At 54.0% G+C, this 21,097-nt stretch carries 25 protein-coding genes; 8 read left to right on the top strand and 17 right to left on the bottom strand.

Annotated elements, in window-relative coordinates; translation table 11 throughout:
* Positions 1-38: 38 nt before the first annotated feature.
* Both phoQ and phoP read right to left on the bottom strand, forming a co-directional pair.
* A complete protein-coding gene (gene phoQ, locus SK53_RS07020) occupies positions 39-1,502 on the bottom strand; it encodes a two-component system sensor histidine kinase PhoQ (protein WP_015570801.1) in 1,464 nt (487 codons plus the stop codon).
* Positions 1,503-2,174 (bottom strand): two-component system response regulator PhoP, encoded by a 672-nt coding sequence (phoP, locus tag SK53_RS07015; RefSeq protein WP_026094318.1) that lies wholly within the window; start codon positions 2,172-2,174, stop codon positions 1,503-1,505.
* A 394-nt stretch (positions 2,175-2,568) separates the two neighbouring features.
* Here phoP and SK53_RS07010 point away from each other — a divergent pair, with 394 nt between their 5' ends.
* Positions 2,569-2,961, top strand: coding sequence for a hypothetical protein (locus tag SK53_RS07010; RefSeq protein ID WP_181011168.1), 393 nt, complete (start codon positions 2,569-2,571; stop codon positions 2,959-2,961).
* 87 nt (positions 2,962-3,048) lie between these two features.
* Here the strand turns inward: SK53_RS07010 and purB are convergent, their stop codons facing one another.
* From purB to rluE, 5 genes are read right to left on the bottom strand one after another with little or no spacing between them, the layout of a single operon-like run.
* On the bottom strand, positions 3,049-4,419 hold the full coding sequence (gene purB / locus SK53_RS07005; protein WP_022650802.1) for an adenylosuccinate lyase: 1,371 nt from the start codon (positions 4,417-4,419) through the stop codon (positions 3,049-3,051).
* A gap of 19 nt (positions 4,420-4,438) precedes the next feature.
* A complete protein-coding gene (gene hflD / locus SK53_RS07000; protein ID WP_003857903.1) occupies positions 4,439-5,068 on the bottom strand; it encodes a high frequency lysogenization protein HflD in 630 nt (209 codons plus the stop codon).
* Positions 5,069-5,095: 27 nt separating this feature from the next.
* Positions 5,096-6,208: a tRNA 2-thiouridine(34) synthase MnmA gene (gene mnmA, locus SK53_RS06995; RefSeq protein WP_048208918.1), complete on the bottom strand. Its 1,113-nt coding sequence runs from the start codon at positions 6,206-6,208 to the stop codon at positions 5,096-5,098.
* A 40-nt stretch (positions 6,209-6,248) separates the two neighbouring features.
* Positions 6,249-6,722 (bottom strand): NUDIX hydrolase, encoded by a 474-nt coding sequence (locus tag SK53_RS06990; protein ID WP_045897334.1) that lies wholly within the window; start codon positions 6,720-6,722, stop codon positions 6,249-6,251.
* Complete coding sequence (gene rluE / locus SK53_RS06985; RefSeq protein WP_022650805.1) at positions 6,722-7,384, bottom strand: 23S rRNA pseudouridine(2457) synthase RluE; 663 nt, start codon at positions 7,382-7,384, stop codon at positions 6,722-6,724. The genes SK53_RS06990 and rluE overlap by 1 nt, the downstream gene beginning before the upstream one ends.
* A 117-nt stretch (positions 7,385-7,501) precedes the next feature.
* On the opposite strand from rluE, the gene icd reads away from it, so the two are divergent.
* Positions 7,502-8,752, top strand: a complete 1,251-nt coding sequence (gene icd / locus SK53_RS06980; RefSeq protein ID WP_003857898.1) for an NADP-dependent isocitrate dehydrogenase — start codon at positions 7,502-7,504, stop codon at positions 8,750-8,752.
* Positions 8,753-8,827: 75 nt separating this feature from the next.
* Positions 8,828-9,073, top strand: a complete 246-nt coding sequence (locus SK53_RS06975; protein ID WP_022650806.1) for a YmjA family protein — start codon at positions 8,828-8,830, stop codon at positions 9,071-9,073.
* Between the two features lie 4 nt (positions 9,074-9,077).
* On the opposite strand, the gene SK53_RS06970 is transcribed toward SK53_RS06975, so the two are convergent.
* Together SK53_RS06970 and yncL are read right to left on the bottom strand one after the other, a co-directional pair.
* A complete protein-coding gene (locus SK53_RS06970; protein WP_022650807.1) occupies positions 9,078-10,577 on the bottom strand; it encodes an EAL domain-containing protein in 1,500 nt (499 codons plus the stop codon).
* A gap of 124 nt (positions 10,578-10,701) precedes the next feature.
* The gene (gene yncL / locus SK53_RS22635; protein WP_071524166.1) at positions 10,702-10,794 is read right to left on the bottom strand and encodes a stress response membrane protein YncL; all 93 of its coding nucleotides are present in this window, start codon (positions 10,792-10,794) and stop codon (positions 10,702-10,704) included.
* Positions 10,795-11,166: 372 nt separating this feature from the next.
* On the opposite strand from yncL, the gene SK53_RS06965 reads away from it, so the two are divergent.
* The gene (locus SK53_RS06965) at positions 11,167-11,415 is read left to right on the top strand and encodes a GlsB/YeaQ/YmgE family stress response membrane protein (RefSeq protein ID WP_003857896.1); all 249 of its coding nucleotides are present in this window, start codon (positions 11,167-11,169) and stop codon (positions 11,413-11,415) included.
* A 53-nt stretch (positions 11,416-11,468) separates the two neighbouring features.
* Here the strand turns inward: SK53_RS06965 and yoaJ are convergent, their stop codons facing one another.
* From yoaJ to SK53_RS06955, 3 genes are read right to left on the bottom strand one after another with little or no spacing between them, the layout of a single operon-like run.
* Positions 11,469-11,543 (bottom strand): protein YoaJ, encoded by a 75-nt coding sequence (yoaJ, locus tag SK53_RS24045; RefSeq protein ID WP_015570794.1) that lies wholly within the window; start codon positions 11,541-11,543, stop codon positions 11,469-11,471.
* Positions 11,544-11,642 carry a YoaK family small membrane protein gene (locus SK53_RS23580; protein ID WP_015570793.1) on the bottom strand — a complete coding sequence of 33 codons (99 nt, stop codon included), beginning with the start codon at positions 11,640-11,642 and terminating at the stop codon, positions 11,544-11,546.
* 45 nt (positions 11,643-11,687) lie between these two features.
* Positions 11,688-12,716, bottom strand: a complete 1,029-nt coding sequence (locus SK53_RS06955) for a sensor domain-containing diguanylate cyclase (protein ID WP_048208916.1) — start codon at positions 12,714-12,716, stop codon at positions 11,688-11,690.
* Positions 12,717-13,028: 312 nt separating this feature from the next.
* Here SK53_RS06955 and SK53_RS23340 point away from each other — a divergent pair, with 312 nt between their 5' ends.
* Positions 13,029-13,283: a putative hemolysin gene (locus SK53_RS23340; RefSeq protein WP_023315857.1), complete on the top strand. Its 255-nt coding sequence runs from the start codon at positions 13,029-13,031 to the stop codon at positions 13,281-13,283.
* An 80-nt stretch (positions 13,284-13,363) separates the two neighbouring features.
* Positions 13,364-13,669 (top strand): hypothetical protein, encoded by a 306-nt coding sequence (locus SK53_RS06940; protein ID WP_022650810.1) that lies wholly within the window; start codon positions 13,364-13,366, stop codon positions 13,667-13,669.
* Here SK53_RS06940 and SK53_RS06935 read toward each other — a convergent pair whose 3' ends face one another.
* A complete protein-coding gene (locus SK53_RS06935) occupies positions 13,670-14,014 on the bottom strand; it encodes a DUF488 domain-containing protein (protein WP_003857886.1) in 345 nt (114 codons plus the stop codon).
* A gap of 150 nt (positions 14,015-14,164) precedes the next feature.
* On the opposite strand from SK53_RS06935, the gene SK53_RS06930 reads away from it, so the two are divergent.
* Positions 14,165-14,872, top strand: coding sequence for a CTP synthase C-terminal region-related (seleno)protein (locus tag SK53_RS06930; RefSeq protein WP_048208913.1), 708 nt, complete (start codon positions 14,165-14,167; stop codon positions 14,870-14,872).
* Positions 14,873-14,903: 31 nt separating this feature from the next.
* On the opposite strand, the gene SK53_RS06925 is transcribed toward SK53_RS06930, so the two are convergent.
* Positions 14,904-16,091 (bottom strand): CynX/NimT family MFS transporter, encoded by a 1,188-nt coding sequence (locus SK53_RS06925; RefSeq protein ID WP_022650812.1) that lies wholly within the window; start codon positions 16,089-16,091, stop codon positions 14,904-14,906.
* A gap of 99 nt (positions 16,092-16,190) precedes the next feature.
* On the opposite strand from SK53_RS06925, the gene SK53_RS06920 reads away from it, so the two are divergent.
* Entirely contained in the window at positions 16,191-16,982 is a 792-nt protein-coding gene (locus SK53_RS06920) for an AraC family transcriptional regulator (RefSeq protein ID WP_022650813.1), read from the top strand.
* Here the strand turns inward: SK53_RS06920 and SK53_RS06915 are convergent.
* The 3 genes from SK53_RS06915 to SK53_RS06905 all read right to left on the bottom strand — a co-directional run bounded on the left by SK53_RS06915 (position 16,966) and on the right by SK53_RS06905 (position 20,902).
* A complete protein-coding gene (locus tag SK53_RS06915) occupies positions 16,966-17,412 on the bottom strand; it encodes a DUF441 domain-containing protein (RefSeq protein ID WP_003857881.1) in 447 nt (148 codons plus the stop codon). The two genes, SK53_RS06920 and SK53_RS06915, sit on opposite strands and share 17 nt — an antisense overlap.
* Before the next feature lie 106 nt (positions 17,413-17,518).
* Positions 17,519-19,555, bottom strand: a complete 2,037-nt coding sequence (locus SK53_RS06910) for a glycoside hydrolase family 31 protein (RefSeq protein ID WP_048208911.1) — start codon at positions 19,553-19,555, stop codon at positions 17,519-17,521.
* 15 nt (positions 19,556-19,570) lie between these two features.
* Complete coding sequence (locus tag SK53_RS06905) at positions 19,571-20,902, bottom strand: glycoside-pentoside-hexuronide (GPH):cation symporter (RefSeq protein ID WP_048208909.1); 1,332 nt, start codon at positions 20,900-20,902, stop codon at positions 19,571-19,573.
* Positions 20,903-21,097 lie beyond the last annotated feature (195 nt).

Raw genomic sequence — 21,097 nt, 5'->3', positions numbered from 1 at the left:
CCCTGGCTGCGAGATCCGCGTATTTTTCACATTCCGGGTCAACTATCGTTCGATACGGGATGCTGGCGGCCAAAAATGACTTCCATCCGGGCTCCGCCCAGCAAACTTTCACCGGTTTCAATCTTGCCCTCGTACTGATCGACAATTTCCCTGGCGACGGATAATCCGACGCCCTGGCCTGGCCGCAGCGTATCGGCGCGCTGGCCGCGATCGAACACCACTTCGCGTTTATTACGGGGAATGCCAGGACCATCATCCTCAACGATAATATGCAGTTCGTTATCCGTTACCCGCGCGGAGACCTCGACAAACTCCAGACAATATTTGCAGGCGTTATCGAGCAGGTTTCCCATCACTTCCATAAAGTCATTCTTCTCGCCAACAAAGCTAATTTCCGGTGAGATATCCAGACTGATGTTGACCCCTTTACGCTGGTACACCTTGTTCAGCGCCGAGGTGAGGTTATCCAGCAGCGGGGCTACCGGGTGCAGTTCACGGCTCAACAGAGCGCTTCCGGAGCGCATGCTCGCGCGGTGCAGGTAATAGCCGATCTGCTGTGAAATACGGCTGATTTGTTCCAGCATCACCGGCTCTGCATCATCCACGCTCATTTTCGAACTGCGCATGGAACGCAGGGTACTCTGCATCACCGCCAGCGGGGTTTTCAGGCTGTGCGTAAGGTCGGTGAGCGTCGTGCGATACTTGTCGTAGCGTTCACGTTCGCTTTTCAGCAGGCGGTTGAGGTTGCGCACCAGGCTGGTCAGTTCGCGCGTAGTTTCCGGGTTCAGCTTCTCGCGGTGATGTTCTTCCAGCTCGCGCACCTCTTTGGCAAGGGATTCAATCGGGCGGAGGCTCCACCATGCAGCAACCCACAGGAGAGGGATCACCAGCAGCAGGTTGGCAGCCAGAACATACACAAACCAGTTCCATACCATATATGAGCGTTTCAGCTCAACCGGGATGGTATCGATCACCACAATGGTTAACTGCGGCATGTTCAGGGTGGCGGGATAAAGGTTGATGGCCACAGAGTGGGTCATCTCCGTGTCGTCATCTTCGGCACGGATCTCATTAAGCTTGATCTGTAAGGCGCGATCGTCACGCAGCAGGCTGCTGGTGGAGTTGAGATCGGCTTCTATTTCATGAAAACCGTTGGTTTTCAGCCATTCCGGACGGATGCGCTTTTTCAGCCACGGGACATCGCGCTGGGCCCACAGCAATTTCCCTTTTTCATCGTAGATCAGCGCCAGCGTCGGGCTCTGCTGATTCAGGTTTTCCGGCATCTCGACGGTGATTCGGTTGTTCTCCCACTTCGCCAGGGTATAAAACAGGTTACTTTCGCCGCGAAGCAGGCGGAAGGTGGTTTTATCGAAGCTCACGCTATACCCGACCAGCGCCACCATCCCGTAAGAGAGCGACAGCACCAGCACGACGGCGGCGGTTGCCAGCAAAAAGCGAACCCGCAGCGAAAGGGGTAAAATGTGACGCAAAATCCCTTTCATTTAGCGTAATTCAAACAGGTAGCCCTGACCACGCACGGTGGTGATCACGTCATGCGGGTACTGCGCCTGAATTTTTTTACGCAGGCGGCCCATCAGCACGTCAATGGTGTGGCTTTCGCGCAGTTCGGCATCCGGATAGAGCTGAAGCATCAGGGAATCTTTGCTCACCACTTTACCGTTGTTACGGATCAGCGTTTCCATGATGGTGTATTCGAATGCGGTCAGCTTGATCACTTCATCATTAATAGAAAATTCGCGGCGGGAGAGATCCACCTGGAATGGCGGCAGAGAGATCACCTGCGACGCCAGCCCGCTGTTGCGGCGCAGAAGCGCCTGCATACGCGCGGCGACTTCTTCAATATGGAAGGGTTTGGTCACGTAGTCATCCGCGCCAGCGCTCAGGACTTCAACCTTGTCCTGCCAGCCTTCACGGGCAGTTAGCACCAGCACCGGCAGGGAAACGTCATGGCTACGCCAGCGGCGGATAAGGGACAATCCGTCTTCATCCGGTAGCCCTAAATCGACAATGGCGATGTCCGGCAGGTGTTCATTGAGATAATAATCGGCCTCTTTTGCGTCTTCAGCATCGTCCACCTGATGACCCATCTCCTGAAGTTGAACTTTCAGGTGATGACGTAGCAATGCGTTATCCTCAACAACCAGTACGCGCATCATCACTTCTCCCTTTATAAATGGTATGAATAGTTTAACGCTGATTATTCAGGTTGACACCAGCGCGATGAAATTAAATGATTTTTTTGCATGCTCCAGAACACAGGGGGCATGACGCCAGGCGCGGGTAATATAAACGGACTTGTTTTCGCAAGCTTCTGCAATCCGGATAAAACAGCCATCCGTTTATGAAATGTTGAAGGCGAGTCGCTTTTTTGACAGAAGGGTCACGCCAGTTTTGTAAAGATTGCCCTTTTTTTTGTAAGGATGTTCTCACTATGTATGCCTTTGTCTATGCTTATTTTATGGTGCGAAATTAGATTTGCATAAGATGTGCCAGAAAAGCAGCATTTTTACACGACAAAACAGCAATATAGCGAGTAAAGAGGGTTTTATGGAATGGAAGGTTGTTGAGACTATTGCGAGCCCGGAAAGCGGAACTATCTTTTGCAAAGTTGAAACACAGTATGGCCTGAATTATATCCTGTGGTTAAAGGGAGATTATTACGTTCGTACAGGTGAAATCATCACCACCTCAAACCAGGGGATCCTGATTAACGATCGACGCCGTAGAGTATGGATAGCGCAGGCAATGCCCTTTACATCCATAGGCTGGATGGGGTTCAAACAGAAAAACGCGTGTCCAGGCAACCGGCAAGAGATAGATCGTCCGTGCACGGCTGAAACCCCGTGCCAGTTCAAACTGTGCCCGTTCGGCTTAAAACGATATATTCCGGAAAGTTATTCCACGACGAAAATTAACAACCATCCTGACGGCAGGCTTTAATCCCGGCAAAACAGGTAATGTGACGTGAAAACATCAACTCGATGATGAAAAACAGCCCCCTTTCCGGATGGAAAGGGGGAAGGGCGATTACTTCAGCTCGTCAACCATAGTGATGGCACGGCCAATATAGTTTGCCGGGGTCATCTCTTTCAGGCGCGCTTTTTCTTCTTCGGGCAGCGCCAGACCATCGATAAACTGTTTCATACCCTCAGCATCAACGCGTTTACCGCGGGTCAGCTCTTTGAGTTTCTCGTACGGTTTTTCAATGCCGTAACGACGCATCACGGTCTGAATCGGCTCCGCCAGCACTTCCCAGTTGTGATCCAGCTCGTCCAGCAGACGGTCGCGATTAACTTCCAGTTTGCTCACACCTTTCAGGGTGGACTGGTAGGCGATCAGCGCGTAGCCAATACCTACGCCCAGGTTACGCAGCACCGTGGAGTCAGTCAGGTCGCGCTGCCAGCGGGATACCGGCAGCTTGCTCGCCATATGCTGCAACACGGCATTTGCCAGACCCAGGTTACCTTCGGAGTTTTCGAAGTCGATTGGGTTCACTTTGTGCGGCATGGTGGACGAACCGATTTCCCCGGCGATGGTTTTCTGCTTGAAGTGGTTCAGGGCGATGTAACCCCATACGTCACGATCGAAGTCGATCAGGATGGTGTTGAAGCGCGCAATGCAGTCAAACAGCTCGGCGATGTAGTCGTGCGGCTCAATCTGGGTGGTGTACGGGTTCCACTGGATCCCCAGAGAGGTCACAAATTCTTCGCTGAACTGGTGCCAGTCCACTTCCGGGTACGCGGCGATGTGGGCGTTGTAGTTACCCACCGCGCCGTTGATTTTGCCGAGGATCTCAACCTGCTCCAGCTGACGATACTGGCGTTCCATGCGGTACGCCACGTTCGCCATCTCTTTACCCATGGTAGATGGGGTTGCTGGCTGGCCGTGAGTACGGGACAGCAGCGGAATGTCGCGGTATTCCACGGACAGCGCTTTCACCGCATCAATGATTTTACGCCAGTAAGGGAGTACCACCTCTTTCCGCGCGGTAGAGAGCATCAGCGCGTGAGACAGGTTGTTAATATCCTCAGACGTACAGGCGAAGTGAATAAATTCAGATACCGCGTGCAGGGCAGGGACGCATGCCACTTTCTCTTTCAGGAAGTATTCAACTGCTTTCACGTCGTGGTTGGTGGTGCGTTCGATGGTTTTAATGCGCGCGGCATCTTCTTCGCTGAACTCAGCAACGATTTTATCAAGGTAATCGTTTGCCTTTGCGTCAAAAGCAGGAACTTCCTTGATTGCTGTCTGGGCGGCCAGCTTTTGCAGCCAGCGTACTTCAACCTGAACACGGAACTTCAGCAGGCCATATTCGCTGAAGATCCCGCGCAGCGCGCTGACTTTATCGCCGTAGCGTCCATCGACAGGGGATACGGCGGTCAGTGAGGATAATTCCATAATTCGCAACTCCGGGAGGTTAACAATGAGCAAGAATTTGTTTTGCCTGAGTAGTCAGGCGATGACGAGAAAACATTAACTGTAGGCGGCCACCGCCGACCTGTTGCCACAGCACGGCGGCACGGATGCCTGCCAGCAGCGAAGCGCGTACCTTCGCCTGTACCTGTGGGCTTTGCAATACGGCAGGCGAACCGGTGACCTGAATACGCGGGCCGAGCGGGCTAATCACGTCAACGTAGATACCGGCCATCGCGCTCAGCAGGGTCTCAGACTGGAGGTCAAAGTGGTCGAGCTGGCGCTGTAGCCCGGCGATGCGATCGCCCAGGGTATTCATTGCGCCTTTTGCCGTGTTCAGCTTACGTTCCAGCACCATCAGGCTTAAGGTGTAGCGGGTCAGTTCCGCATTCAACCCCTGACGGTTGCTGGCGTTGAGCACGCCGAGCAGAGTTTCAAGACCGAGACGAAGATTGGTTTCACTGCCGCCAAAGACGCCCAGCGTGGAGCCTGGGTTGAGGTCGATAACGCTGTTAAGTGAAACGTGCAGGGCGTCAGCGTCGCAATGACCCTGATGCGCCAGCTGTTGCACCAGACGGGCTGACTGGCAAATTCCCGCCAGCGCCAGGGTGATGTCGTAATAGTTCTTCGCCACACGGTCTCCTTTATGTGTGCAAACGGTTTAAACAGCAGGCAGCGGCAGGCGCTGTTCAATGATCCCACCGCCGAGGCAAATTTCGCCGCTGTAGAAAACAGCAGACTGGCCAGGGGTAACGGCGGAAACCGGCTCGTCGAAACGCACGTCAATGCGATCGCCATCCAGTGCGGTTACGGTGCAAGGGATGTCCGTCTGGCGGTAGCGCGTTTTCACTGTGCAGCGCAGCGTGCCTTTCAGCGGCTCGCGATCGACCCAGTGCAGCTGTTGCGCGATCAGTCCAACGGACATCAGGCGCGGGTGGTCGTGACCCTGAGCCACAACCAGAATATTGTTTTCGACGTCTTTGTCGACCACGTACCACGGATCTTCGCTGCCCTCTTTGGTGCCGCCGATACCCAGACCTTTACGCTGGCCGAGAGTGTGGTACATCAGTCCCTGGTGCTGACCAATCTCATCACCGTCAACGGTGACGATTTTGCCCGGCTGTGCAGGCAGGTAGCGCCCCAGGAACTCGCGGAATTTACGCTCGCCGATAAAACAAATACCGGTGGAGTCTTTTTTCTTCGCGGTGATCAGATCCAGATCTTCAGCAATCTTACGCACTTCCGGCTTTTCCAGCTCGCCGACCGGGAACAGACTTTGGGCAATCTGTTCGTGGCTCAGCGTATAGAGGAAGTAGCTCTGATCTTTATTGCCGTCCAGGCCGCGCAGCAGCTGGCTTTTGCCATTCACATCCGCGCGACGCACGTAGTGGCCAGTCGCAATGTAGTCTGCGCCCAGGTCTTCCGCAGCGAATTCCAGGAAGGCTTTGAATTTGATCTCTTTGTTGCACAGGATATCCGGGTTTGGCGTGCGGCCCGCTTTGTACTCTTCGAGGAAGAGTTCAAAAACGTTGTCCCAGTATTCTGCGGCAAAGTTAACGGTGTGCAGTTCGATGCCGAGTTTATCGCACACGGCCTGCGCATCGGCGAGATCCGCAGCGGCAGTGCAGTATTCCTCGCCATCGTCTTCCTCCCAGTTCTTCATGAACAGGCCCTCCACCTTATAGCCCTGTTGCTGCAACAGGTAGGCGGAAACGGAGGAATCGACACCGCCGGACATGCCGACGATTACTTTTTTCTGGCTGTTATCTGACATGGAATACTCACGACATTGAACTTCAAGGCGGCGTATTCTATCACGCCCCCCCACCATTGACACCCTCTGTAAACGGCCAGTTAAATTCTGCAATGACATCCAGCGGCAGGCGCGCCGCAGACTGCCAGCAGCGGATGCTTTCCGCAACCAGCGGCGAGCGCAGGTTTGACGCGTTCAGGATCTCGTCTGCGGTCACCCACAGGCAGCGATCGATATCGTCGTCGTGCGGTTCAGTGGCGCACGTTTCGTTAAGCTCAACGGCGAATAAAAAGCGCAGGAAAGGTGTCTGGTCAGGCGCTATCCACTGATGCATACGGATAAAGCGCTGCGGTTCGGCGCGGATACCCGTCTCTTCCCAGAGCTCGCGTTTCGCTGCCTGCAATAAGGTTTCATTGGCTTCAAGATGCCCGGCTGGCTGGTTCCACAGCGCTTTGCCGTTAATGGTCTCTTCCACCACCAGGAATTTCCCCTGCGCGTGTACCACGCAGGCGACCGTAACATGAGGTTTAAACATCAGTTCTCCTTAGGGGTAACATCCCGCCATTCCCCGTTTGCCAGCGAGTCCAGCGTATAGCTGCCCATGGCGTAGCGAATGAGTCGCAGGGTAGGGAAGCCCACATGCGCAGTCATGCGCCTGACCTGTCGGTTGCGGCCTTCATAAAGGGTGATTTTAAGCCAGCTGGTAGGAATGGATTTGCGCTCACGAATCGGCGGGTTGCGCGGCCACAGCCACTCGGGTTCATTCACACGTTCAATACCAGCCGGCAGGGTGGGACCGTCGTTCAGCGTTACGCCGTTGCGCAGCTTTGCCAGCGACGCGTCGTCCGGCTCGCCTTCAACCTGCACATAGTAAATTTTTCCGGTACGTTTGCCCGGCTGAGTAAGCCTGGCCTGGAGCACGCCGTCATTGGTAAGGACCAGCAGCCCCTCGCTGTCGCGATCCAGACGTCCCGCTGCGTAGACTCCCTGTACGGGGATAAAGTCCTTCAGCGTGCTGCGCCCGGCCTCGTCGGTAAACTGCGGCAATACATCGTAGGGTTTATTGAACAGTATGACCCGCGTTGGCTGGGGTTCTGGCGTTCTTCTGGTGGCTTGTCGTGAGCTGAATCGCTCAACCCGGTGTTTTCTAAAAGAAGTTTTCGTCATGGTATTTTCAGGCGTTATCAATTGCCGCATTATAGCCTAATAACGAAGACCTTTCATGGCGTCGGACAATCAGGTACTATCGGAAGGCTCATTACAATTTATTAACATAAGATCAGTAACAACCAGAAGCGCTCGAAGGAGAGGTTAATGGAAAGCAAAGTAGTTGTTCCGGCGGAAGGTAAAAAGATCACCCTGCAAAACGGCAAGATTAACGTTCCTCACAACCCGATTATCCCGTTCATCGAAGGTGACGGTATCGGTGTAGACGTTACCCCGGCGATGCTGAAAGTGGTTGATGCCGCTGTTGAGAAAGCCTACAAAGGCGAGCGTAAAATTTCCTGGATGGAAATTTACACCGGTGAAAAATCCACTCAAGTTTATGGCCAGGACGTCTGGCTGCCAGCCGAAACGCTGGACCTGATCCGCGACTATCGCGTTGCTATCAAAGGCCCTCTGACCACGCCAGTTGGCGGCGGCATTCGCTCCCTGAACGTGGCGCTGCGTCAGGAACTGGATCTGTATGTGTGTCTGCGTCCGGTGCGTTACTACCAGGGCACCCCAAGCCCAGTTAAGCACCCGGAACTGACCGACATGGTTATCTTCCGTGAAAACTCTGAAGACATCTACGCGGGTATCGAATGGAAAGCGGACTCTGCTGACGCAGAAAAAGTGATTAAATTCCTGCGCGAAGAGATGGGCGTGAAGAAAATTCGCTTCCCTGAGCATTGCGGCATCGGCATCAAGCCGTGCTCCGAAGAAGGGACCAAGCGTCTGGTGCGTGCCGCCATCGAATACGCTATCACCAACGATCGTGACTCTGTGACCCTGGTGCACAAAGGCAATATCATGAAGTTCACCGAAGGCGCGTTCAAAGACTGGGGCTACCAGCTGGCGACCGAAGAGTTCGGCGGTGAACTGATCGACGGCGGCCCATGGCAGAAAATTAAGAACCCGAACACCGGTAAAGAGATCATCATTAAAGATGTGATTGCCGATGCGTTTCTGCAACAGATCCTGCTGCGTCCTGCTGAGTATGACGTGATCGCCTGTATGAACCTGAATGGTGACTACATCTCCGATGCGCTGGCAGCACAGGTGGGTGGTATCGGTATCGCCCCGGGCGCGAACATCGGTGACGAGTGCGCCCTGTTCGAAGCCACTCACGGTACTGCACCTAAATACGCAGGCCAGGACAAAGTCAACCCAGGCTCTATCATTCTGTCCGCAGAGATGATGCTGCGTCATATGGAATGGTTCGAAGCCGCAGACCTGATCGTTAAGGGTATGGAAGGCGCGATTAACGCGAAAACCGTCACCTATGACTTTGAACGTCTGATGGAAGGCGCTAAACTGCTGAAATGCTCAGAGTTTGGCGACGCGATTATCGCGAACATGTAATCCACTCGCTGGGTTAAATGACAACGGGAGCCTGAGGGTTCCCGTTTTTTATGCACACAAGACGGAAACAACGCTATGACCCATGATATCCCGCTCAAGTATTATGACATCGTCGACGAGTATGCGACTGAAACGGCGAAACCGGTAGAAGAGGCAGAGCGTACGCCGCTGGCACACTATTTCCAGCTGCTGCTCACTCGCTTATACAACAATGAGGAAATCAGTGAAGAGGCGCAGCGGGAGATGGCTGTCCAGGCGGAGATAGACGAAGCGCGCATTGACGATATTGCGAACTTCCTGAATCAGTGGGGCAATGAATAACGCATCATCGCGCTGAGTCTGCCAGCAGCCTGGCGAGGTCGTGCCGGGTTAGCGACTTTGAAAAGTACCAGCCTTGTACGAGGGCATCGGGGTATCTCTGCGCGATGAACTGAAATTGTGTTTCGCTTTCAACCCCTTCAAAAACCAGGGTTTTGTTCAGTTTAGCGAGCGCGTCGCTGAAGATCACCAGGATATCCTGTTTATAGTGCTCGCTGATGCCGTCCACTAACGACTTATCTACCTTGATTTCGTCATATTTGAGATTTGTGAGCCTGGCAAGATTAGAGTTTTGCACGCCAAAATCGTCTATTGAAATTTTGACGCCTGCCGATTTAAGCTCCTCACAAAACTCTTCAAGGATGGCCGAGGTGGAAACGCCATTCTCGGATAACTCAACTTTGATTAACGATAAAGGAATCGCGTTCTCTGAGCATGCATGACGTAATACCGACAGGAATTTGCCGTCTTCAATTTCCGTCCGGCCAACGTTCAGTGAAATCATTAACTGATGTTCAGCGGCCAGCGCGGCAATTTCCGCCAGGGATTTCTTTATCATGTTCTGATAATAAACGTTATACAGGCCAATTTTTTTGATTAACGGGATAAACAGCTCAGGAGAAACCTCTTTGTGATTGTTATCCTGCCATCTTGATAACACTTCAACCCCGACGATTTTCTTATCAGCCACCCGAATAACGGGCTGAAAATGAACGCTGATGGTATTCGCTTTTACCGCTTTGACCAGCGTTCGTTCCAGAGAACGTCGGTCTTCATAAAGTCGAAGAGAAAACAGCGTCAGGGATACCCAGATAAAGTATAAAAACAAGCACAGAAGCACCATCACTACGTGGGAGAGCGAAGCCAGTCCGGCATCGTGGTGTGTGACGGTGACACACAAATCCCAGCGTGTACTGCACTCTGTCACAGCCAGCGTAAATAACAGAGACTGTAAGCGGCTGAAGTTTTCTGATGGCGGCGTAACGGTGAAAAAGGTGCGGCCGAAATCTTTAGTGGAAGAACGAAGCGAATAGTTGGCGGTAACGGGGGCAAATTTATCGTAGGCTGAACGGGAGGTGAAAATAATAAGGTGGTTATAAATTGTCGCATTACCGATAAAGAAATCTTTCTGCGAAAACTGCGCCAGACTGAATCCGTTCTGGGTTTTATGCAGCTCAGGGGGAAGGGCGATGGGATTTGCCAGCTTGCCCCAAAACGCGGTGCAGGTGATTTTCCCCTTTTCAATAAACCCCACATCGGCGAAATAGAGACTACGCATCTTTAATTTTCGGTAGACGTTCAGACTGGCGCTATCGCATCCCTGCGCGGAGGTATTTTTAAGCGTACTGGCGATATTTTGCGTTAACTCTTCGGAATAGCTTAAGAGCGTGTGGGAGATCTCCCTCTGCCGGTTCTTTTGCTGCTCAACGATAATGGCGTTAACCGCATACAGCGACAGGACGACCATTAGGGTTGAGATGATAGCAACGGCAATGGCCTTCTTCATTTTCCTGCTGTCCCGCCACGTCCTGAGGTGCAGGGATCTTATCACAGGTCATAAAAGCTACAAGTATGAGAGTTGAGCCGGCACGGAATCGGAAGGAAATCCACCCTGCCAGGCTCCTTTCAACTCAGAACCACTCAAACCGTGTTGAGAGCAGTAACAGTAGCGTACTGGCAGAAACAAGATTAAGGCAGATGACGAACTTGCTCGATACGTTCATGTTATCAACGCTTTTTGGTTATTCAGAAGCCACAGAGAATAGCGTTTCACCTCCACAGAAAAAACGCCAGATTTTGGTGGGTTGAGGCAAAAAAAAAAGCCCACTAAAAAGTGGGCAAGAAATACTGGAAGCAATGTGAGCAATGTCGTACTGAATACCTGAGTTATTTGCTCAACTATTCAGTAATGAGAAAGATAATCTTTCTCAGTAGAAGATGCAACCCCAGGATGAGTGTGGATCGACATTTTTTACTGCTCATATTTTACTCAAACGAGCCGTGTGATTCTTATCACAAATTTCCTTTCTCAGATCCTGTGCTATCCTTTTCTGTGTCGTTGATTTAATGACAAAAACCATACAGAGAGGAAAGCTATGGGAATTTTATCCTGGATTATCTTTGGGCTGATTGCGGGGATCCTGGCGAAGTGGATTATGCCGGGCAAAGATGGCGGCGGTTTCATCGTCACGATCATTCTGGGGATTGTGGGTGCAGTCGTCGGCGGCTGGATCAGTACCCTGTTCGGCTTTGGCAGAGTTGATGGCTTCAACTTCGGCAGCTTTGTCGTCGCGGTGATTGGCGCGCTGGTTGTTCTGTTTATCTACAGAAAAATCAAAAGCTAAATCTGACCTGTGTTAAAAAAGGCTGCCTGACGGCGGCCTTTTTACTTTGGGCGTTACCACCAGCCTAACTGCGTACCGGCGACGGCCACGATGGCGACAATCAGCATGATGATGGTCGTTTTTCTCATTTATGCCCCCGGCGCGGCGTAACCGCCAAGGAAAAACCAGCCTAAAAACACCACCGCTGTGATAAAAATAACCACCGGAAAGAGGATCCCTATTCTCATGCCATCACCTGTTTGAGTTTGTATAAGGCCGTAGAGTGTACGGTTTTAATCTAACGCGACAAAGCCTGTTTTGCTTTTTCCTTTTTTATCCTGATACATCGCGAGGTCCGCGGTGCGCAGGGCGCTATCTTCATCCGTGCTGTGAGGATCAACAATAACGACGCCAAGGCTTGCACCGGGATAAAGAATGGTGGCATTGCCTAACCCGTATTCGCCCGCAATAAGACCATTGAGGCGGGTTTTGATTGCGTTGATCTCTGTACTGGTGTCGCCATCATCGCTGTGACTCAGGCTGGCAACCAGAAATTCATCGCCGCCGAGCCGGCCAATAATCTCATCCTGCGTTTGCTCGTGAGTCAGTCGCTTGCCGACCTGTACGAGGAAGCGATCGCCCGCCTCATGCCCGTACTGGTCATTGATTCGCTTGAAATCATCGAGGTCAATAAAGGCAATCATGAGGTTGCGGCTAAGATGGCGCGCCAGTGAGAACAGGGTGGTAAGGTTTTCAAAAATGGCGCGACGATTCGGCAGGCCGGTAAGGGCGTCGGTGTAAGAGTGGGTAATGAGTGCCGCATTTGCTTCACGAAGCTGAAGCACAAGCGACTCTTTCTGAATATACTGACCAATTAACCCGGCAAAGAGCCTGATCACCTGCTCGCCACGCTCGCTGAACTGTTTCTGTGCGGTGCTGGCAGCGCAAAGCGTGCCGTACAGAGAACCGTCAGCCAGGTGAACCGGCACGCTCATATAGGTTGTAATACCCAGTGCTTTTGCCGCTTCACACTCCGGCCAGCGGTCGGGCACCTCGTTACTGAACAAAGTGTCGCTATCCATGGCGCGCTTACAGAGCGTTTCGTCCCAGGGCACGCTGAACCCTTCCGGGATTTGCATTTGCTTGCTGTTACGGGCATATAAAATGTGCTGCAAACGCGCGTTAATATCGATTTTGGTCAGGTAGGTTGATTCCATATCCGTCACAATTTCCAGCATTTCCAGTAGCTGACGCACCAGACTGTCGAGAGATTGTTCAGTGGAGAGGGTTTCTGAAACACGGGCAAGAATGATATCTGACATGAGGCAGGTTGACTCCCATGCAGAAGACCTCTGTATCTGCATGTTATGCTGAAAATTTAGACTCCGGTCATAGTAAAACATGAACAGGATTAATTTTATAGATTCTTCTAAAAGCGGATGAGGGAGATGCTAAAAAAAAGCCCCGATGTTGAGATCGGGGCAAAACATCTTGATTACGGAATGATGTTCTCTGGTCAGTGTGAGAACAGGTATCACTATAAGGGGGAATCGTGCAGGTTTAATGGAGAAATCATGGAGAAAATGGCGATGACCCGTTACTCTGACGTTTTTACACCCTGAAGGATCATGATAATGAAATATCTTCTCCTGGCGCTTGTTGTACCGCTGGCCGCCTGCTCAACAAAGACCACCCCTTCTGATGCGCCTCAACCGCCTCACGCTATTGGTATGGCAAACCCGGCGTCAGTGTACTGTCTGGAGAAAGGGGGAGAGCAAATCCCTGTTCAAAGCCCGCAGGGTGTACGTACCGAGTGCAAATTACCAGGCGGGGAAGTGATCGATGAATGGGATCTCTACCGCCGCGATCACCCGCAACCAACCAGATGACAAGGGCAATAAAACTGCGATACACTTCTCTTTAGGAATATTCTTAGCCAGTTTCTGGCAGTACGTTTGCGAGAAGAAGTATGTTTCAGTTAAAACCGGGCAGCATGGCGATGATCGTGGGTGCGCGTACGGCGGCAGGCCGTCGAAATATCGGTAAATCCGTGGAGCTGTTTGGCCTTTGTCAGCCGGGCCAGCGTTTCGTAAACCCGGTTAACGGCGTCATGACGCAATTACCTGATACATCAGCACGTGCGCTGTGGCTGGTCACCGGTGATGTTTACGCCTTTGATAACCAGCACGGTTTTGCATTTGTTCGCCCGGAACATTTGATGCCGCTTACTCCCGACGAGATGCCACACAACGTGGATGAGCTGGCGATCGGTTAATCACAGTTTACGTAGCCAGTCCGCCAGTACCCGCGCGTGATTCTGCTCCCTGTTTTTCGCCCCGTAGAGTAGCGTCACGGTCTGCTGTCGGGCGAGGGCCGCCAGGCGTTTGCCTTCATCCTGATGCTGCGCCAGCTCTTTACGATAGGCTTCACTGAACGCAGTGAAATCTATCGTTTCACTGTGAAAAGCTTTTCGCAGTTCGCTGGACGGCGTTAGCGATTTACACCACTCATCACAGGCGAGGTCGGTCTTTTTTATTCCTCGCGGCCAGAGTCTGTCTACCAGCACCCGGTAACCATCGTCTGACGTTGCCTGTTCATATACGCGCTTACATTGAATCATCCGTTTTCCTCCTGCCGTGCGACGTTCGGCAAGAACACTATAGCACCCGGCTTTTATCCACCCAATTTAAGGTATTGTGATAATTGCAAAAGATCGGTAGTCTGAGGCTCCTTATGTTATCTGAAAATCCTCCGGCATAAGGAATCTCTCATGGAACTCTCCCCGGTTAAAACGACGCTGCGCATTGCGCTGGTTGGTGATTTCAATCCTGATGTTATTGCGCACCAGGCGATCCCGCTGGCGATTGACGACGCCGCTGCGGTTCTGGATCTCACCGCTGATTATGACTGGCTCGCCACGCCTGAGCTGACCAGCCCCGAAGACCTCGTCGGGTATGATGCCATCTGGCTGGTACCGGCAAGCCCGTATAAAAACACCGAGGCGGCGTTTATTACGGCGCGTTACGCGCGTGAGAATAGCATCCCCTTTCTCGGCACCTGCGGCGGGTTCCAGCATGCGCTGATTGAGTATGCGCGTAATGTACTGGGCTGGCACGATGCAGGCCATGCCGAAACCGATACCGAGGGAAGGATGGTGATTGCGCCGCTGACCTGCTCGCTGGTAGAAAAAACCGACGCGATAGAGCTGCGGAATAACACGCTGATTGCCAAAGCGTATGGCAAGCCGGAAATTCAGGAGGGGTATCACTGCAATTACGGTGTCTCGTCTGAGTTTGCCAGCCAGCTTGAGCGGGGCGACATGCGCGTAACGGGTTGGGACGAGCAGGGCGAGATCCGCGCGGCAGAGCTGATAACCCATCCTTTCTTTGTCATCACCCTGTTCCAGCATGAGCGGGCTGCGCTTCAAGGGCGACCTGTCGTGCTGGTACAGGCCATGCTGCGGGCGGCGCAGGGATAAAAAAAGCAGACCGTCAGGTCTGCCTTGAATGTCAGCGGGGTGTGATCTCCCGGTCACGCCCGGCCAGCATGCCGCACAGGGCCATCACTACCGCAGCCAGCGCACAGGCCAGCAGCGGAATGCGCCAGTCTCCGGCGGTATCGTGAATTTTCCCCATCAGCGGTGGGCCACAGGCCGCCAGAAGATAGCCAATCGACTGTGCCATGCCGGAGAGCGCCGCGGCCTGATGTGCCGAGCTGGCCCGCAGTCCGATAAACGTCAGGCCGAGGATCATGGTGGCGCCGGATCCAAAGCCAAACACCAGCGTCCAGACGACGGCCAGCCCCGGCGCGAACCAGAACCCGGCCGCACTGACAGCGCACATCAGAGCGACAAGCCCGGCTATGCCACGCTGATCGTTAAGACGGTGCAGGATCAGCGGAATGGCGAGACCGGGAACAGCGGTTGCCAGCTGGAGAAGCCCGTGCATGGAGCCAGCCTGCGTTTCGCTGTAGCCGTGGCTAAGCAAAATCGCGGGTAACCAGCCGATAATGACATAGTAAATCAGCGAGTTAATGCCCAGAAAAAGCGTCACCTGCCAGGCGAGTGCCGAGCGCCAGATAGCCCGGTTGTGCAACGCGCCCGCGCCGGTCAGGGTGGCGGCCGGCCTCTGGCGCCATTGCGGTAACCACAGCAGCAGCGCCACCAGCGGGAAGAACATCAGCATCAACAGCGCTCCGTGCCAGCCACCACTCCCCAGCGACAGCGGGACGATCAGCGCCGACCCTGCGGCAGCGGCGGCCCCCATCGTCAGCGAATACGCCCCCGTGAGTTTTGCGACCTGGCCCGGAAAATCACGTTTGATTAAGCCAGGTAACAGGACATTGCCCAGCGCAATCCCACAGCCCACGATCGCCGTACCGATAAACAGCAGCGCGGCCGACGGCAGCGAACGTACGCCAATCCCGATGCAAATCAGCAGCAGAGCGATAAAAAGGCTGCGCTCCATGCCCAGGCGCCGGGCGACGCCTGCGGCAAGGGGAGAGATAAAGGCGAAGGCAAGCAGGGGCAGCGTTGTTAGCAGGCCGGTTTGCGCCGTGCTTAAGCCATAGTCCTGTCGGATGGTGTCGAGCAGGGGGGCGACACCGGTAAAGGTGACGCGCAGCGTCGTGGCGATCATCAGGATGCCTGCAACCAGCAGCGCACCCTGTTTCCCGGAAGGTTGAATAGCAGTAGTCATTATTGTCTCTTACGTTCAGGCGAGCGCATACCATACCGATTTAAGTCGTGGTTGAAATCAGGCTAAAATGACAGTTTATCGCTAATATCGGACAACTTTATGTACGGACTGGGGCTCGACGGCTACGATCCCGATAGCCAGCACGACGCGGCGGTGGCCTTTCGCATCCGCGTGGTGGCACAGGAACAATTTATTCCGCTGCATCAGCACCGCAAAGGGCAGCTGATTATGGCGCTGGGTGGAGCGATCACCTGTGAAGTGGAGAGCGCGATGCTGATGGTGCCGCCCCAGTATGCGGTGTGGATCCCAGGACAAACGCCGCACAGCAACAAGGCGACGCCCGGCGCGCAGCTCTGCCTGCTGTTTATTGAACCCGGTGCGCTCGAATTGCCGACGCGTACCTGTACGCTGAAAATATCGCCCCTGGTGCGGGAGCTGGTGCTGGCGCTTGCGGACAGGTCACGGGAAGAGTTGCCTCTTCCCGCTACCGGAAGGCTGGTAGACGTCCTGTTTGATGAACTGCCCCTGCAACCGCAGGAGCATCTACAGCTGCCGGTATCTCCGCATCCAAAAATTCGCCTGATGAGTGAGACCATGGCAAACGAACCTGCCGCCTGGCAGACGCTGGCGCAGTGGGCAAGCCACTTTGCCATGAGCGAACGCAATCTGGCGCGGCTGGTGGTGAAAGAGACCGGCTTAAGCTTTCGCCGCTGGCGGCACCAGCTCCAGCTGATTGTCGCATTGCAGTTTTTGATCGGCGGGAAGTCGGTCCAGCAGGCGGCGCAGGCGCTGGGGTATGACTCCACCACCGCCTTCATCACCATGTTTAAGAAAGGACTGGGACAGACGCCGGCCCGCTATATCGCCAGCCTGACTACGACTTCCCGATAAACAGCGAAACCAGACCGGCAGCAATCAGTGGGCCAACCGGCACGCCACGAAACAGCGCCACGCCTAACACGGTGCCCACCAGCAGCCCCGCCACCAGCGAAGGCTGGCTGCTCATCAGCGTCACGCCGCGACCGCCAAGCCACGAGACAAAAACGCCCACCGCAATCGCCACCAGCGATTTCCAGTTTACAAAGGAGTGCAGCAGCGTTGAGGCCGGTAGCGTTCCGCTGGCAATCGGGGCCATCACGCCGATGGTCAAAATAATGATCCCGATGGTAAGCCCCTGTTTTTCTATCCACGGGAAGAAGGTGTTCAACGGTGTGACGCGAACGATGATCAGGACCAGAATGGAAATCGCGACGGTGGTGTTGTGGCTGACAAAACCCAGTGCAGCCAGGGCCAGAAGTATGAGCAGTGTAGGGTCGAACATGACGGGATCCTTGCCAAAAATAGTAAGCCTGCTTACTTTACGCGCAAACGCGACGGCAGGCAGGCTTTACTGAAAAAATTGTCTATTTTTGGGCACTTGCCTGACGTCAGTCCACCAGCTGCTGGATAAGCGGACTTCCTTCGCGGATAAACACCGGGATGGTTTCCAGCGCCGCAGGCACCCTGATATGCTCCCCACCGGCGTAGCGCTCACCGTTGAGAGCGACCCAGCTATTGCCCGTCGGCAACCAGACATCGCGCTCACGCTGGCCGGCCTGCATAACCGGTGCCACCAGAAGATCTTCGCCAAACAGATACTGATCTTCACACGCCCAGCTCTGCTTGTCCTGCGGATAGTGCCAGAACAGCGGACGCATGAGCGGGTCTCCGTGCAGATGAGCCTGCTGGTACAACGCGTCAATATACGGGCGCAGGGTTTCGCGCACGGTAAGCCAGTGCTGCATGATGGCGTAATTCTCTTCTCCGTAACTCCACAGCTCATTAGGCGAACCGCTGTTACACTGAGGAATGCCGTCACGGTAGCGCTCCGGAGGCTGGATCTGCGGTTCGCGATAGCCGTGCATGCGCAGAACCGGTGTAAACACCGCCCACTGGAACCAACGGATCAGTAATTCGTGGAACGCCGGGTCGTTAACGTTCCCTCCCTGGAAGCCGCCGATATCGGTCGTCCACCATGGGATCCCCGCCAGGCCCATATTCAGTCCCGCGGCGAGTTGATTGCGAAAAGCATGGAATGAGGAGTGGACATCACCCGACCACGCCAGCACGCCGAATCGCTGGCTGCCTGCCCAGGCGCAGCGTACAAGGTTAACAATGTCGGTTTCACCGTTTGCCTGGAGCCCATCGTAAAAGCCCTGCGCAAAATCACGCGGGTAGCGATTGCCCACTTCCAGTACCGGACCGGCGTGGTAGCGATAGTTGTCAAAATCATAGGCGCGGTATTCCGGTTCCGCTTCGTCCAGCCAGAACAGCTTAATGCCCATGTCGTAGTAATTTTTCTTCACCGTATCCCAGACGAATTTCCGCGCCTCAGGATGGGTCGCATCAAAGAAGGTGGTATTGCCCATAAAGTCGAGGTTGACCTGCACGCCACGTTCACTGCTGACCAGCCAGCCTTTGGCTTTCATCAGCGGATAGAGAGGGCTGCGCGCCTCTACCGTTGGCCACACCGACACCATCAGCGCAATACCCATTTCGCGCAGCTCGTCGACCATCCCTTCAGGGTCGGGCCAGTCTACGGGGTCGAAGCACCAGGTGCCCTGATTCGGCCAGTGGAAAAAGTCGATGACCATCACCGACAGCGGCAGATTACGGCGGCGATACTCCCGCGCAACCTCCAGCACCTCCTGCTGGGTGCGGTAGCGTAATTTGCACTGCCACAGCCCGCTGATAAACGCCGGGGCGGCGGGCGGAGTTCCGGTGGCTTTTACATACTGGCGGGTGATATCCGCCACCGTATCAGCGGCGGTGATCCAGTAGTCCATTTCTCCCGTCACGCGGGCGCGCCATTCCGTCTGATTTTTTGCAAAGCTGGCTTCACCAATCGCCGGATTGTTCCACAGCAGGCCATAGCCAAGGCTGGACTGCATAAAGGGCACGCTGGCCTGGGAGTTGCGCTGCGCCAGTTCCAGCGTACAGCCTTTCAGATCCAGCCACGGCTGTTGATACTGACCCATGCCATAGATGCGTTCATCCGGACGCGATTCAAACCGGACGGTGAGCTGATATTTTCCCCCCATTAGCGGCTTAAATTCACGGCCATCCAGCTTCAGGGCGCTGACATATTTATCCTGACTCTTCTCGCTGGCACCGATACCCACCGTTGAACGCTGGCGCCACATCTCTTCCAGCAGCAGTTCGCCGCGCTGATTGTAGAAGGCCAGCTGACCTTTAAGGTTCAGCGTCGCGGTAATATTGCCGTTGCGCAGCGTCAGGCTTTCCGCTTCGGCGATAATCTCAGCCTGGCAAGGGGCGGCGGGCAACAGTGCCTGTAAGGTGTCCTCAAAAGCCGGGGAGCAGGTGGCCCTGACGCGCAGGCTGTTTTCTCCCCACGGTTCAATACGCAGGATCTGGCGTTCAAAACGCCATTCGATGCTGTTGGAATGTTGAATCAGCTCACTCATGGATAACGCGTCCTTCTAAACAGGGTTTTTGGCGAGATGGATGGATTGCATTGTGCTGTCGTCGAGCTTATACCAGCGCAGCGTGGCAAACGCGCAGAGTGACAAGACGCCAGGCACGACGGTGAAGAGGGCGATGATGCAGTACATGGCCGTGTTGGTCTGCTCCGGGGCATTGGCAACATAACCGCTTAAGCCCAGCGTCCAGCCAACAATCGCGCCGCTGATCGCCATCCCCAACTTGAGTACGGCGAGGAAGGTGGAGAAGATCACGCCGTCCATGCGTTTGCCCTGTTTCCATTCGCCGTAATCGGCGACGTCCGCCATCATTACCCACATCAGCGTGGTGGTGGCCTGGTAAAGGGTGGAGACGATAAACGTCATGGGCACCAGAATAAGCACCGACTTAGGCGCAAAGAACAGAGCGATGCTGAGTACCCCCGCCAGTACGGAACAGTATCCAAACATCTGCACTTTGCTGACGTTCTGCGTCAGACGTTTGGCCAGCGCGCTGCCTGCGGCTTTCCCGAGAATATGCGCCCCGAGCATCCACATAAAATAGCTTGCGCTACCGAGATAATAAGTGACGAAATACATCATTGCGCCAAGGCGAATAACGCCAAAACCAATGTTGGTTAATACCAAGACGGCGACAATCCGCCATTGGTCGTTTCGTAATAAATCCCGCAGTTCCGCAAGATAATTATTGTGGGTAGCGGGAGCCTTAATACGTTCACGCGTATTGGCGAAGCAGATCCAGAACATGACGACCGCGACGGTCGCCATAATGGCCATTGCCCAGCGGTAGCCCAGTAATTTATCGTCGCCACCTAAAAACTCTGCCAGCGGCATCATAAAGAATGTCGACAGCGCGCCACCCAAAGTGGCAAGGAAAAAGCGATAAGACTGTAGGGAAATTCGCGCATCGTTGTCGGGCGTAATCACCGCGCCCATGGAGCAATAGGGAATATTGATTGCGGTATACATCAGCATCATCAGGGTATAACTGACGGTGGCGAAAATCATTTTACCGTGCAGATCGAGGGACGCCGGCACGGCGTAGGTCAGCAGACAACTTGCGCCAAAGGGCAGCGCCAGCCACAGCATCCAGGGACGGAATTTGCCCCAGCGCGTGCGCGTCCTGTCAGCGATATAGCCCATCGCCGGGTCTATTATGGCATCGGCGGTTCTCGCCAGAAGAAACATGGTGCCCACGAATGCGGCAGGTAGCTCCACCACGTCCGTATAGTAAAACGTCAGAAAAATAATGACGTTATCCAGCCCAATATGGCTCGCCATATCGCCTAACCCATAACTGATCTTTTCTTTACGGGTAATTATCTCGGTCATTGTATTCACCTTGCCAGTGTAAGGTTTATTTTTGAGGTGCTCCGTAAACAGGGTTAACCAGGATGAAGAGGTTAACAATTGCGAGATCTGGCATCGGGGTTACGTAAATTTCTTTTCGTGATACCGGTAACAAATAAAATATTTAAACAGTGACTTTATACGGGGGAGGATCGTTAACAGCGAATCGTTTCAGCG

The sequence above is a fragment of the Enterobacter sp. MGH119 genome (assembly GCF_001037675.1).
GTDB classification, from domain to species: Bacteria; Pseudomonadota; Gammaproteobacteria; order Enterobacterales; family Enterobacteriaceae; genus Enterobacter; species Enterobacter hormaechei_C.
Note: the sequence above shows the minus strand (reverse complement) of the source record. Positions and strands in the feature narration are given on the sequence as shown.